Here is a 14,335-nt window from a genome sequence, read left to right on the forward strand (position 1 = left end):
CTAGTTTTACGCCTTAACGCCGAAAGTTTTGAATGACTTATCAAAAACGAAAACACCGCCATAAGGCGGTGTTATTAAGTGAATTAATGAGAGTTATTACTCAATTCACAGATAGCACTAAGCGCAGACCAATATCGGGCATAATTGCACTTTGACTTGCTGAATCTCTAGAGGAATTTGCTGACTCATCCGTGTCATACGCCAAACTGCCTCCTCGCACTGATTTATAGGCTAGGTGATGAGTAGACTCGATCGAATTAAGCGGATTATGACTTGGGCCATAATGGTAATAGTCGGTATCGAATGCGTCCTCTACCATCTCCCCTACATTACCAGTCATGTCATAAAGCCCTAGCTCATTTGGTTGCTTCAATCCGACTTGGTGTGCTTTATTTGCTGAGTTAGCCACGTACCAACCTACGCTATCGATATCGTTCGAACCGCTATAACGGTAGCCTTTACTTTTTGTCCCACCTTTAGCGGCGTATTCCCACTCAGCTTCTGTTGGCAGTCTAAACTGCAATCCCGTTTGCAAATTTAATTGGCTAATAAAATACTTAGCTTGCTGCCAGCTCAAGTTATTCATTGGCATTTTGGCGCCGGGAAAATAGGGGCTAGAACCGCTGAGTACAGAATCAAATAACCCTTGTGTCACTTCATATTGACCGATATAGAAACTATCTACAGAAACTAACCGCGCAGGGCATTCACTTATAGTGCCAGTGCCACACGCACTGCCCATGCTAAATTCACCGCCTTCAACCCACACCATTTCAGACATAATTTGCTGTTTTAGCTCAACATTGATGTTTTTATCAATTGAGGATGCACAGCCCTGTATCAATGTTAGAGAGAGCAAGGTTGTGACTGAAAGTAAACTTAGGCGCATAACGACTCCAAAGGGTAAAATACGGTTTAAATTGTACGCCTGAAAGTTAGCCATAACCCCTCGAAGAACTACTAGTTCGCTACATAAAAAACGCCCCTAGATACGAGTACCTAGAGGCGTTTTATTACGATAGAGTATCATCGCAAATTGCAGCTACTATTTAGTTTTGCTGTGCTTCAATCGCTTTTAATACTTTTTGCATTTTCAGGGTATTGTAGTTAATACCTGCTGCACTAAAGCCTGCACCCGGCTGGAATGGATAATCTTCGATTGTGCCAAGGAATTTGCCGACTTCTTGAGACATAGGGACGAATAACCACATGTTATCGATCATCCAACGTACATACATACCAGATTCTTTAGCGGCAATCTCAAACGGATCTGCACGTAGGTTAGTAAGAGAAGCCCAAGCGGGTACGTTACGTATTGCAGACTGCATATCACCATCCATCATAGCGAAAGAGGCTTTCCAATCATTCCAACGTACGGCGTTAAGTTCACCATTAGCACTAAAATAGATCTTACTCGTACGTGGGCCATCTTCTACTTCACCCTTAAAGTAAGGCATAAAGTTGCTACCATCTAAATGTACACGCCAGTCTTTACCGTTAAAGTTTTTACCTTCCTTAAGATCTTCAACTAAAGTATCTTCACCAGTTGCAGCAAGCAAAGTTGGCATCCAATCTTCGTGAGACATCATGGCATTGATCTTAGTACCAGGTTCAATTACACCAGGCCAGCGAACAAGTTGTGGTACGCGCATACCGCCTTCAAAGGTTGTTCCTTTTTCACCGTGGAATGGTGAAGTACCGCCGTCAGGCCAAGTAAATTTCTCTGCACCGTTATCGGTTGAGTAGACAACAATAGTGTTATCAGCAATTTTCAACTCATCTAAGGTATCAAGTAGCAATCCAACGTGGTCATCGTGCTCAACCATGCCATCTGGGTATAAACCGATACCGGTAATACCATCATACTTTTCTTGTAAACGTGTATGTACGTGCATTCTTGATGCATTTACCCATGCAAAGAAAGGTTTTTCTGCTTTTACAGCTTTTGTCATGAATTTAATTGAAGCACCAACAAACTCTTCGTCAGCTGTTTCCATACGCTTACGCGTCATTGGGCCAGTATCTTCGATACGACCATCTGCATATGAGTGGATAACACCACGTGGTCCATACTTCTTTTTAAACTCAGGATCTTTCGGGTAGTAATATGTTTCTGGCTCCTCTTCAGCATTTAGGTGATAAAGGTTACCAAAGAATTCGTCGAAACCATGTGCTGTAGGCAGATGCTTATCTTGGTCACCCAAATGGTTTTTACCGAACTGACCTGTCGTGTAGCCTTTATCTTTAAGTGCATCAGCAATAGTCGGCGCCCAGTCAGGGATCCCGCTATCTGAACCAGGCATACCAATTGTCAATAAACCAGTACGGAAAGGATGCTGACCGGTAATGAAAGATGCACGACCTGCAGTACAGCTCTGTTGAGCATAATGGTCCGTGAATAGTGCGCCTTCATTAGCAATACGATCAAGGTTAGGTGTTTGATAACCCATCATGCCTTGGTTGTATGCACTAATATTGAAGTAACCAATATCATCCCCCCAAATAACTAAAATATTTGGACGTTCCGGATCGGTTGCTGCCATCGCCGATGAAGCTGTTGCGACTAGGCCAACGCCAAGCGCTACTTTAGATAAAACTTTAAGCATTAAATTCCCCTTGGTTAGATCTCTTTGTCACTGCTTGATTACATTTAGTAATGAAAAAACAATGACGCTCGAATCGATGGCCCAATTAGACGCCCTATTCACCTCAAAAAAAACTCGGATATTTACTTGTTTAGTTAATTACAAGGGGGTTTTTTCCTAAAATGAATAGTAAGAGCAAACTTAGTTGCTAAACCAATATATAAAAAAGCTTTACGTCTATTGGTATTTTAAAAATAGAATATAATCCCTTCCCCCCTCTACAAACTAGTAATTCCACTAGTTTTAAAAGTTTATGTTATATTTTAGTGGCTTAATCGATGAATAAACGCTATTTATTAGCAGTAGCAATATTCAATAAAGATGAATTACAAGGCTGAAGTATATGGACACAGAACAGATATCGATCACTGAACGCTTCTTTGCCGATATTTCTAATCGTTTATTGGAAGAAGATACTGCAAATATTCCCGAGGTTATCTGTGCAGGATTAACTGAGTACCTACCTTTTGCAAACGTGCAACGTATGTCGCTGGTAAGGATCACAAAAGAGCAAACCTATGAAGGAGCATATTCGGTTGCTGCGGCAGGCTATTTACCCACGACCATGATTGGCGCAGGTCTGAAAAGCCCTTATTTGGATAAGATCTCAGCCGGTGAAATGATTGTTCATTCTGGCCCAGTAGAGGACGTATTCACAAAAGATGAAGTGGCTTTGGCCAATATGGGCGGCATTATTGCCCATAGCGTTATTCCGATAAAAGTACGTGACAGAGTTTGGGGAGCGATTGCCTGTAGCCGCTACAAAAACCATGACGGCTGGGATCCAATTTTATTAGAACGGATCAAAACCTTGGGCCAAGTCCTCGCCGCTTCCTATGAGCGTTATCATTTTTGGTTGGCACTACAAAACCAAAATAAGGAACTAGAATCATTATCGCGTCACTTGATGGAAAACCAAGAGACTGAACGACGCTTGTTATCTAGAGAGTTACACGATAACTTTTCACAACGTCTCGCGCTACTGACTATTAAAGCGAATAATGTATTTGGCATAGTACGTGAAAGCGTAAAACCTGAAGCAAAAGATCTGCATATTAACATTCAGCAAATAGCCAAGGATATGCAGGCACTATCACGCTCATTACATCCTGCAATGCTGGAAGACTTAGGCCTGATTGCCGCGCTAAAATCTGAAGCAAGACGCATAACAGAGATAAAGAGTATAGAGCTACAAACCTTGTTCGGTGTCATACCCGAACTTAAAAAAGACGTGTCGTTAAATCTTTATCGAATTTTGCAAGAGTCGCTCAATAATGTCATCAAACACTCGCAGGCATCAGCGGTATTTGTTTCATTAGAAATTGACAATAATTGCCTAACGCTACAAATAGTAGACGATGGCATAGGCTGTAAAGACTCTCTTGAGAGCAGTAAAGGCAGTATTGGACTGGTGAGCATCCGAGAACGCGCCCAGTTGATCAATGGTGAGTCACAATTTCTTAGCCCTGACGATGGTGGCTTTGTGGTCAACATTTCCATACCAGCAATAGAGGAACATTATGAGTAGAATTATTATCGCAGATGATCACTTAATCGTCGCGCAAGGGGTAGCCGGTCTTCTAAAGCCCGACCACCAAGTGTTGGCTATCGCTAAAAATGGTGAAGAGTTAATCGAGCTGGTTAAAAAGCATGACCCAGAATTAGTGATAACCGACATTAGTATGCCGGGTATGACGGGCATTGCGGCGGTTGCAGCCCTTAAACGAATTAAAAAAGATCTTAGAGTGATCTGCCTAACCATGCATGATGAGCAGGAATATGCCGAAGGTGCCATTGCTGCGGGGGCTCTGGGTTATGTCCTTAAGCACGAGGCCACAGACGATCTCCTTGATGCCGTCAATAGCGTATTAGCGGGAAAGCAGTATCTATCTAAATCTGTGCAAGTAACCGACAATTCACCGAGTTTATCTGCTAGACAATTAAGTGTGCTGCGCCTTTTAGTACAGGGAAAGTCAGCTAAACAAGTTGCCGATGAACTGTTTATTTCGCCACGTACCGTCGAGTTTCATAAGTACTCTATTATGAAGCTCATTGATGCAAAAACCAGTGCCGAACTTATTCAATATGCCCTTTCTCATGGGCTTGTTTAACGATAAAGTTATACAGTTCAATTGATACCAAAAGGAACTTACTATCAAACGTTTGCCTAAAAAGATGCTAAGACTCAGCTTGTTTCAATACAGTGCATTGCTAATGTTTGCTTTGATAAGCATATTCACAACTCAGCGCTCACTTGCAGCTGAATTTGTCGGTTCATTCGAATGTCAGCAATGTCATCAGCAAGCTTTTAAAGATTGGACAGGTTCAGATCATGACATGGCAATGAAACACGCCAATAAAGACTCTGTAGTGGCAAACTTTAATACTCAATTTAGCTATCAAGGTAAACAAAACCGTTTTTTTACTAAGGGTGATGAATACTGGGTCAATATCGAAGATCTCAATGGGCAGTTCAACGACTTTAAGGTCAGTTATACCTTTGGTATCGAACCATTGCAGCAGTATATGGTGGAGTTTGCAGACGGGCGAGTGCAACTAATCCCTTTTGCCTGGGATAACCGTCCAAAAGCAGAAGGCGGCCAGAAATGGTTTCACTTATATCCAGACAATAGCGCTAAACACGATGACTTCTTTTGGCAGAATGTCGGTCAAAACTGGAACTTCATGTGTGCGGACTGTCACTCAACCAATGTTAAAAAAAACTACGATTTTGAAAACGACCGCTTTAACACCACTTTTTCTGAAATCAATGTTGGCTGCGAAGCCTGCCATGGCGCAGCAAGTGAGCATCTAACTTGGGCGAATAAGCCAGGCGATAAAACAACACAAGCCTTTGGCTTTGATAGAGCGTTAACAAAACCAGTTGCAAGCTGGACATGGTCACAAAGCAATAATAATGCTGCAGGCAGTAGTGATTCTACTCATAGCGTCAATAACACTGCAAAACCCGCCTCAGCACAACACAGTAATCAACTACAGAGTTGTGCTCAGTGCCACAGTCGTCGACTACAAATAAGTGATAGTAAGCCACTCGTGAACAGTGATTTCGGCGACCGCTACCAGTTAAACCTGATTGGCCAAGATCTCTATTATGACGACGGTCAGGTCTTTGATGAAGATTATGTTTATGGCTCTTTCTTGCAGTCAAAAATGCATGAAAATGGTGTCGTTTGCAGTAATTGTCATAATCCACACTCAACAAAAATAGTGTTACCGGGCAATGCATTGTGTAGCCAGTGTCACAGCCCTGCCAAGTTTGATACTGTCGAGCACCATAAGCACCAAGTCGATAGTAGTGGCGCCCAATGTGTTAATTGCCACATGCCGCAAACTACCTATATGCAGATCGATAAACGTCGAGATCATAGCTTCAGCATACCAAAACCGGCGAACTCTCAGCGCATCGGAACACCAAACGCCTGCAATCAATGCCATCAAGATAAAGACATAGCGTGGGCTGTAGATAAAACGGCTCGCTGGTACCCCGGCCTAAACACCTATGATGCTAAACACTTTAGCAGTGCTTTTGCCGGCGCCAGAGCGGGGATCCCCGCTGCAGGAGATCAGCTCTCCTACATCGCACAAGATCATCAGCAAGCGGCCATTATACGCGCAGCAGCGATTGAGCGATTACAACAATACCCTGGTAGAAACGGGGTGGTGGCTATTGCAAGAGCCACTCGACATGACGACCCTCTACTAAGATTTGCAACGATTCAGGGCAGTACGCCCTACCCGATTGCAGATAGATGGCGCATGTTAGCGCCACTATTGACCGATGAAGTGTTGATGGTGCGAAGCCAAGCGGCGGGGGCTTTAGCCGGATTCTGGTCTGAGCTGACACCCAAGCAGCAGCAAACTTTAACTAAGCCACTTGCTGAGTATATAGAGATCTTAAAATTCAATGGCGATCGCGGTTTTGCCCGTACCAATCTCGCTCACCTTTATGCCAATCAAGGCAAAGTGGAGCAAGCTGTAGTGCAATATAAAGCTGCTATTGCGGTGCAAGCAAACTACGCCGCTGCCTATATAAACCTTGCCGATCTCTACCGTGCAAATAGGCAAGAGAATCTCGCAATGAAAACCCTTGAGCAAGGTATTAAAGCGCAACCTACTTCAGGCGCAATCCAGTTCAGTATGGCACTTGCACTACTGCGGGCTAAAGAAACGGAAAATGCCATGGGGTATCTTCTCAATGCCACTGAGCTTGAACCCAATAACGGCCGGTTCTGGTATGTATACGCCATTGCAGTTACGCCGACTTCAGTCGCAAAAGCAGCTGCTGCCTTCGATAAGGCTTATCAGGTTAGTGGCAACCCGCAGTACCTGTATGCGTTATGTGAATTGATGTTGAGTAATAACACTCCACAAGCAAAGCAATGCTTGCAGGATCTATCGACTCGTGTACCAGCTGACGCCGTTAAGCAACTTAAGGCACGTTTTCAACAGTAGTTCGAAGTATTCATGCCACTCAATCTAAGAAAAACTGGAATATTTGCGAGTATTTCAGTTTGTTCTTGTCCTCTATTATTCGTCCATCAAAATTTATTTAAAATGGATGTACAGAGTGAAATTTCAAGCCGCATTATTGGTGTCTCTAACGCTCCCCTTGCTTACTAACGCCGCTTACGCAGAAGAGAAAGAAGTTCAAGACATGTCTGACCCACTCGCTGTTTACACGCAGGTCGGTGGCTCTTATGGTACAAATGGCGTTAACTTTAAGCTAGGTAAAACACTAGAGACGGGTTCTGCAACAGACATGTCGATGGTACTGTTTGAGCTTAAAAGCATGTTCGGCGACCATAGCAAAGATGAAGGTTCTAGTTCAATGAACCCAGATATGGCTAATGATGGGATATCAGAACTTCGTTTTAGAAAATTCGATGTTGATATGACCAATGGCCGTGGTATCTCGATGGACGTTATCCATAACTTCGACACCAACTCAGGTACCGCATCGGTTGGCATGATCCAAGCTTTACCCAAAGTGGGTTTTTGGCAAGCATTTCCCATCATCGCCGCTGGCGTACAATACAATGATGGCTCAATGACCTCTACAGATGGTGACTCAACAGGCTTACATTCTGACTTTGCTTTTGCCAGTTTCACTCTTTACAACAAGTTCCAAATCACGGATACAATCTGGGCCAACTATAACCCAGTTTATACTCAGGCAATTTTCGGCGACCAGCTATACACCGACAAGCTACGCGGTAGCGATGGCCTAACCCATGAATTTGTCTTGAGCTGGCAGATGACACCAAAGCAAAACTTCCGCCTTTGGTACAATACAACTCAGAATAACTTCAGTGACGGTGATTTCCGTTTGGAATACAACCAACAGTTCTAACTGTCTACGAGTCTAATTAACCAAGCCAGCAATTAGCTGGCTTTTTTAATCGCTGAAATCCCAACAGCAGTTAACTAATTAGCTGGTAAAAACACCAGTTTTGTCGCCTTTGCGCCGAATTTCACAGGTGTATCGTTAGTTTCACTTTATAATCACAGATGTTAAATAACGACCCGCTTAATCGCTTCAAGGACTCAATTATGCAACCTATCAAAGTCAATTTACATAATGGTAAAGCAAGCAAACGATTTCATGTGATGAGCAAGCCTATTGGCGCTGCTTGTAACATAGACTGCACCTACTGCTACTACTTAAGTAAACAGGACCTACTTGACTATAAGAAAGGTTGCAGCCCACAAATGCCCTTTGATGAACTTGAGTCCTATATTAAGCAGTATATCGAACAACAAAATACACCAGAGATAATATTCACTTGGCAAGGCGGTGAACCGACAATGCTTGGGCTCGACTACTTTAAAGAGGTCGTTCGGCTACAAACTAAATATGCGCCTAAAAATGTGATCATCTCTAATGATCTGCAAACCAACGGTACGTTACTGACTGACGCATGGTGCTACTTTTTATCGAAGCATAATTTTCTAGTCGGATTAAGCATCGATGGCCCTGAGATGTACCACAATGCCTATCGTAAAAATCGTGCAGGCCGTGGTACCTTTAAACAAGTGATGGCGGGAATTTCCCTGCTGCATAAACATAAAGTAAATTTTGCGACACTCACCTGTATTAACAATCTCACTAGCAAGAGTCCGTTAGATATCTATCGCTTCTTGCGTGATGAAGTTCGTTCTCCACAGATCCAGTTTATTCCGATTGCGGAACCTGAAACATTTAGAGAGACCGCGCCGCATCATTGGAACAAAGAGGACATGCCTGTCCTTGGTAGCAAGCAAGCCCAACCAGGTGAGCCAGATTCGGTCGTGACCGCTTGGTCCGTATCGAGTGAAGATTGGGGTAAATTTTTATGTGGCGTATTTGATGAATGGATTAAGCACGATATAGGCAAGGTGAACATCCAATATTTTGAAGCCTGTGTTGAGACTTGGATGGGCAGAACCAATCCTCTATGCACCCTAGGTTCATTGTGTGGTAAAGGCTTGGCAATGGAGCCTAATGGCGATGTATTTACTTGTGATCACTACGTTTACCCTGAATACAAAATTGGTAATGTTCATCAAAAACCGCTCGACCAAATGGCATTTTCGGCTCAGCAGCAAGCCTTTGGTTTTGCTAAAAGTCGCACGCTCACCAAGCAATGCCAAAACTGTGATTACAAGTTTGCCTGTTTTGGTGAGTGCCCGAAGAACCGCTTTGTACGTTCTTATGATGGAGAGATGGGTCACAACTACCTATGTCAGGGCTGGCATATATTTTTTAAACACATCGACATCTATATGTGCCAGATTGTTAGCTCTATGGGTTATCAAGTGAGAAAACCGGTGTAGAGGCTGTTCAGCACGGCTATTTGGCCGTTGCAGAGTATTTCGTGCCTAAGTAGATCCTTTTCCAAGCCCCCTTAGCGGGGCTTTGTTGTTTCTTATATTTAGCGATAGCATCCTAACATTAATATAAGAAGCATCACGGTAGTCCTCATACTTATCCCCATCTTGTCTGAAGATGCTGGATGCTGTGGGAGGGGTATATAGCCCGTACTCAACAACGCAATGTTCTGCTACACTGCTTTTGGTTCATTTAACTTAAGATCAATTTGTTATGCAGCGCCCTCCTCTACGTCAAGCCAAAACCATCGATAACGTTTTTAATAGTGCCTATTGGCACCTTGGGCAACAAGATTTTACCATTAACGAAATTCGCACCAAGCTTGAGCGTAAAACTGAAAACCAAGAGTGGATCGATACTGTACTCGCCAGGCTCATAGAGGGTGGTTATTTAAAAAACGACTTTGACTTTGCAGTGCGCTATTGCGAGCAGGCCTTTAGCAATGAACTCGGTAAAGGGGCGATAAAACGTAAGTTACAACTGCGCGGCATAGCCGTTACCGAAATTGAAACCGCTATAGAACAGGTGATGGACGAACAACAGGTCGACTCCTATGCAATGGCAAGCTCTCGGTTACTCAGCAGATTTGATAACTTTTACGGCACTAACAAAGAGAAGGTCTATTCACAAATGACTAACAGGGGTTTCTCTCGTGTAGAGATCGATCACGCCTTAGCACAACACCCAGAGCGAGAAACACTGCGCTGTAAATTGGCTGTTAAGGCAGACAAAGTCGACTTAAGCACTGAAATCATAAAACTGTTTAATAAAGGTAAAGGTGAAACCCTCATCCGACAAGAGCTTAAGCAGCGACTAATCGACCTAAGCGATTTTGAAGATACCCTGTATCAATTAACGCTAGCAGAAGATGTCGATTTTTATCTAAGCTGTAAAAAAGAGCTCGCTAAAAAGCGCTACGACTTATCGGACTATAAAGACAAATCTAAAGCCTATGCCTATCTGTCGCGCAAAGGCTTTGGCAGTGATGAAATCAAAGAAGCCATGACCCCAGATGAAGACTAGCCATACTGCCTACATTATCCCCTACTGTATTCAACATGCCCGCTGTTGATATGTTCTAAGGCCAATAGATTAGCTTGTTTTCTACCTGTATTAACTGAGTATTTATCTGACTTAATACGGTTCTTCTCCAAATAGTGCTGACTGCAATATCAGTTATTACTTTTCAAATCAGAATCAACGTCAAGGTCGTGGTGCTTCGCCCACACCTGAGCCAAGGGATAAAGCGCTTGTACCCCTTGGCGAACCCTCAGCGCCCCGGCGAAATTTCTGAGAAACGAAACTTCCAACGGGGGAGATTAGATTCTGCACGTTTGGTTAATGTATTTAAGCCATGATGTTTACTGAGAGATTGCAATTTCTTTTATGAAGGCTGATAACTCAAATGTTGGTAGTTTGCGTTTTTCGAAACCAGTGTAGGCCTTCGATGGCATGGACGCCATCGTAGCGCATTCTGGGACGAACTTGCTGCGCACGTCAGTTGCGTCTTCATATACGCCTGCCGCAGGCAATCGGAACCACTTTGGTCAGCAGCTAAAGTATTTATGCCCCAAAGTGAGTTTCGCAGTTCAAAAGGTAAATAGGGCTGGTAAAGCTTTTTCCATAGGAAAGCTAATCTGAAAGAGTGTGATAATCAAAAAAGGTTATGCCTGTCCTATCTTTTGATAAATACCTGATTTTGTAAGCCAGAAGGTAGAATTTAGGAGGGGAATTATGCTTACATGATAAAAGTGATTTAAATATCTAAAAAGAGATAAGGAGAAGTCAGTGGCAAGGAGAGGAGGAGGTTTAAGGTTAGCTATTAAAGTTGTTAAGGCTATTGATAAGGCTGGTAAGCAAGCTGCTAGGGATGCCGAGCGGAGGCAAAAAGCAAACGCTAGAGAGCAGGCTAAAGCTGAGAGGGAGTATCAAAAGCAATTAAGGGAGCAGGAACGTGCAGAAAAAAATAGAATTAATCAGGCAAAGCATGCAGCGAAATTGAATGTTGCCAGAACAAAGCAACAGTTCAAAGATTCGCTTGTTTATGCTCAAGAAGAATATGCTGAGAGATGCTCAGAAAGAGCCGCTTTACGAAAACAATTTATTAATGCAGTACTAAGGTAGTCATATGGATAACAACCTCCTTATCGTCATAGCTATTGCTATTTTAGCCATAATTATTAGCTATTTCGTTGCCAATCATCATTTCAATAAAAAACTAAACGAATATAAAAATAGTGTTAATCAAAAGCTCGGTGAGCACAAAAGTATTGATGAAGCTTTGCAGCAAATAAATGCAAAGCTGGCACTTGTTAAAATTGAGCTTGATGATGACTCCAAAGAATTGGAGCGTGTGCAATTAGAGACTGCTGAGTTACAAGAACTTAAGAAAAATGAAAAGCAGTTATTAGAAAATGTTCAGTTGCATACGTCAGCGATTTCTAAGTTAGAAGCTGATAAAGAAAGGCTTGTGTTAAGCATATCTAAGCTTGGTGTGGAGCAAGAAGAGTTAATGGGAATGTTAGATTTATATTCTCGTTTGGATGAATATACGACATGCGGCCATTTTGAAATGCCTGACTACCTCTATGAGACCTCGGTTAGATTTGTTGAGGAAATCAAAGATGTCAGGGTTCAGCAAAAAGAAATGATTAAAGATAAAGAAGCAATCACTTACCCTGATACGACAATCATCTCAAATGATAAATCGTTCAATAAAAAGATTCTAGACGGGCAAGTCAAGTTGATGCTAACTGCATTTAATACAGAATGTGATTTTCTTATTGGTAAGGTTAACCCAAGTAGTTTTGGTCGAACTTTGGAACGCATAGAAAAGATTGCTAACGCTCTTGAGAAATCGGCAGCCACCTTAGAGTGCGGCTTTAACATCAGTTACGTAGAGCTAAAGTTTGAAGAGTGCAAACTCCAATATCAATACACACTGAAGAAGCAGGAAGAAGTCGCAGAGCAAAAGCTAATTAAGGAACAGATAAGAGAAGAACAACGGGCTATCAAGGAATATGAACGAGCTATTGCTGAAGCTGAAAAAGAAGAAAGAATGTATAGGGATTTATTAGATAAAGCACGAAAAGCTCTATCTGAGGCCTCTGAAGCCGAGAGGGCTGTTGCAGAACTGCGAATAGCTCAACTTGAGCAGCAATTATTAGAGGCAGAAGCTAAAGAAAGTCGAGCTAAGAGTATGGCTGAGCAAACTCGAAAAGGTCATGTTTATGTCATTAGTAACATTGGCTCATTTGGAGAAGATGTATACAAAATAGGTATGACTAGACGTTTAGAGCCTATGGATCGTGTCAAAGAGCTAGGTGACGCTAGCGTACCTTTCCCATTTGATGTCCACGCAATGATTTATGCCGAAGATGCCCCAGCGCTTGAAACTGCTCTGCATCGAAAATTTACATCGCTGCGTGTCAATGCTGTGAATCTTAGAAAAGAGTTTTTTCAGGTAGATCTTGACTCCATTAAGGAAGCTGTTGACAGTATTGATGATATGGACACTGAATTTAAGATGACAGCTTTAGCTGAAGACTACTACGAGAGCCTCCGTTTACAGCAGCTAGTTGCTTAACTTTGTTTCGATACATAGCCTTCTATTTGTGGGGCAAAGTGTAGTAGTCAATTAATATTGACTACTACACTAGAGTTGATCGAAGACCTAGCTAATTTAGTAAAGCTCTAAATAATAATTCAAGCCCTTACGGAGAAACTGTGAAGTCTAGAAATGTAGATATTTCTGCTCCTTTGACAAATGAAGTGAAAAAGTCAATTGAGCTATTTCAATATAGATCAAAAGAACTCATTGATAACTATGAAGATATTAAGATTAAAGGGCTTAATGTCTGTGGTTCACACACTTTTTCATTCGAGGGTGGGAAAATATCAGGTTCAGGGATTAATTTTTGCAGACATCGCTTGAAGGGCTTGTTTGTTGATTTTCGTTTCTTTGTAGGCAACGATGAGCCAACTAACTTTTTACGGTTTCATGGTTTGATTGGTAGGCTTAGTGATGATCAAGGGTTTAGAAGTACACTTAAGGAGTTGAAATCTGGGTGGAAAGAAAAAGGTATGTTTGATGGCTGGTGTGACATACCAGCTCTTGAAATGATTAAGATCTACTTTAATGCTCAAGCATTTCATGGTGAACATATAAGAGAAAAGGACTTTCTCCATTTAGTTCAATCTTTTGATATGAAAACTTTAGAGTTTGTATTGGTTATGCACATAAGTGACCGCATACAGTTGGTGAAAAATTTACGTTGGATGTTAGAGCAAGCTAATGCTCAAGGGTACTTACAGATACCAGAATATCATTACTGAAGTGGCATAGTTAATTTGGCCACCTAGTTAGAGGTTGATATCATAACCTCGACATAATTTGTCTTACTAAATATTCCGTAAAAGGGGTTCGGAGCGATACTTTTTCTAATCAATACCAGTCAACTTAGACTGGATGCTCTAAGCCGTTTATGTCCAGAAGCGTGTCAGGCGCTACATTGAAACTTGCTGGCAGAGCATGTGCTGTGGGGCGTGCAAGCTTCTAAATCACGGATGTTTTAGCAGAGCCTACATGGACGTACTTGTGGCGGCTTGCTAGGACACAGGGCGCATGCTCTGCTATTTCAATATGGCCTGATAATTTTAAAAATATGTGGGGTCAGTGTAAACTTTAATTTATTACCGTACATTTCCTAATCTCACAGCTCACTTTTTAGACCTTTTGCACTAACTCATTTATGTCCAGAAATGAGCTAGACGCTACTCTGAACTCGCTGGCAGAGCATCT

General features: G+C 42.3%; 11 protein-coding genes. 9 read left to right on the plus strand and 2 right to left on the minus strand.

The genetic code is table 11. From position 1 onward, the window contains the following. Window positions 1-100: 100 nt before the first annotated feature. Together JK628_RS12155 and JK628_RS12160 are read right to left on the minus strand one after the other, a co-directional pair. Window positions 101-889, minus strand: coding sequence for a formylglycine-generating enzyme family protein (locus tag JK628_RS12155; RefSeq protein WP_202284798.1), 789 nt, complete (start codon window positions 887-889; stop codon window positions 101-103). Window positions 890-1,049: 160 nt separating this feature from the next. Continuing rightward, a complete protein-coding gene (locus tag JK628_RS12160; protein WP_202284800.1) occupies window positions 1,050-2,606 on the minus strand; it encodes an arylsulfatase in 1,557 nt (518 codons plus the stop codon). 382 nt (window positions 2,607-2,988) lie between these two features. Between JK628_RS12160 and JK628_RS12165 the strand changes: the two genes are divergently transcribed. From JK628_RS12165 to JK628_RS12205, 9 genes are all read left to right on the plus strand, one after another. After that, the gene (locus tag JK628_RS12165) at window positions 2,989-4,173 is read left to right on the plus strand and encodes a GAF domain-containing sensor histidine kinase (RefSeq protein ID WP_202284801.1); all 1,185 of its coding nucleotides are present in this window, start codon (window positions 2,989-2,991) and stop codon (window positions 4,171-4,173) included. After that, window positions 4,166-4,756, plus strand: coding sequence for a response regulator (locus JK628_RS12170; protein WP_202284803.1), 591 nt, complete (start codon window positions 4,166-4,168; stop codon window positions 4,754-4,756). Before JK628_RS12165 ends, JK628_RS12170 begins: the two co-directional genes overlap by 8 nt. A gap of 103 nt (window positions 4,757-4,859) precedes the next feature. Beyond that, on the plus strand, window positions 4,860-7,118 hold the full coding sequence (locus tag JK628_RS12175; RefSeq protein WP_202284805.1) for a multiheme c-type cytochrome: 2,259 nt from the start codon (window positions 4,860-4,862) through the stop codon (window positions 7,116-7,118). 115 nt (window positions 7,119-7,233) lie between these two features. Next, entirely contained in the window at window positions 7,234-8,016 is a 783-nt protein-coding gene (locus tag JK628_RS12180) for a hypothetical protein (protein WP_202284807.1), read from the plus strand. A 200-nt stretch (window positions 8,017-8,216) separates the two neighbouring features. Beyond that, the gene (locus tag JK628_RS12185; RefSeq protein WP_202284809.1) at window positions 8,217-9,479 is read left to right on the plus strand and encodes an anaerobic sulfatase maturase; all 1,263 of its coding nucleotides are present in this window, start codon (window positions 8,217-8,219) and stop codon (window positions 9,477-9,479) included. A 268-nt stretch (window positions 9,480-9,747) separates the two neighbouring features. Continuing rightward, window positions 9,748-10,557, plus strand: a complete 810-nt coding sequence (locus tag JK628_RS12190) for a RecX family transcriptional regulator (protein ID WP_202284811.1) — start codon at window positions 9,748-9,750, stop codon at window positions 10,555-10,557. Between the two features lie 765 nt (window positions 10,558-11,322). After that, window positions 11,323-11,658 (plus strand): hypothetical protein, encoded by a 336-nt coding sequence (locus JK628_RS12195; RefSeq protein ID WP_202284813.1) that lies wholly within the window; start codon window positions 11,323-11,325, stop codon window positions 11,656-11,658. Between the two features lie 4 nt (window positions 11,659-11,662). Beyond that, window positions 11,663-13,120 carry a DUF4041 domain-containing protein gene (locus tag JK628_RS12200; protein ID WP_202284815.1) on the plus strand — a complete coding sequence of 486 codons (1,458 nt, stop codon included), beginning with the start codon at window positions 11,663-11,665 and terminating at the stop codon, window positions 13,118-13,120. Between the two features lie 140 nt (window positions 13,121-13,260). Beyond that, window positions 13,261-13,869, plus strand: a complete 609-nt coding sequence (locus JK628_RS12205; protein ID WP_202284817.1) for a hypothetical protein — start codon at window positions 13,261-13,263, stop codon at window positions 13,867-13,869. Window positions 13,870-14,335: the final 466 nt, after the last annotated feature.

Origin of the sequence: Shewanella sp. KX20019 (genome assembly GCF_016757755.1) — a bacterium.
GTDB lineage: Bacteria > Pseudomonadota > Gammaproteobacteria > Enterobacterales > Shewanellaceae > Shewanella.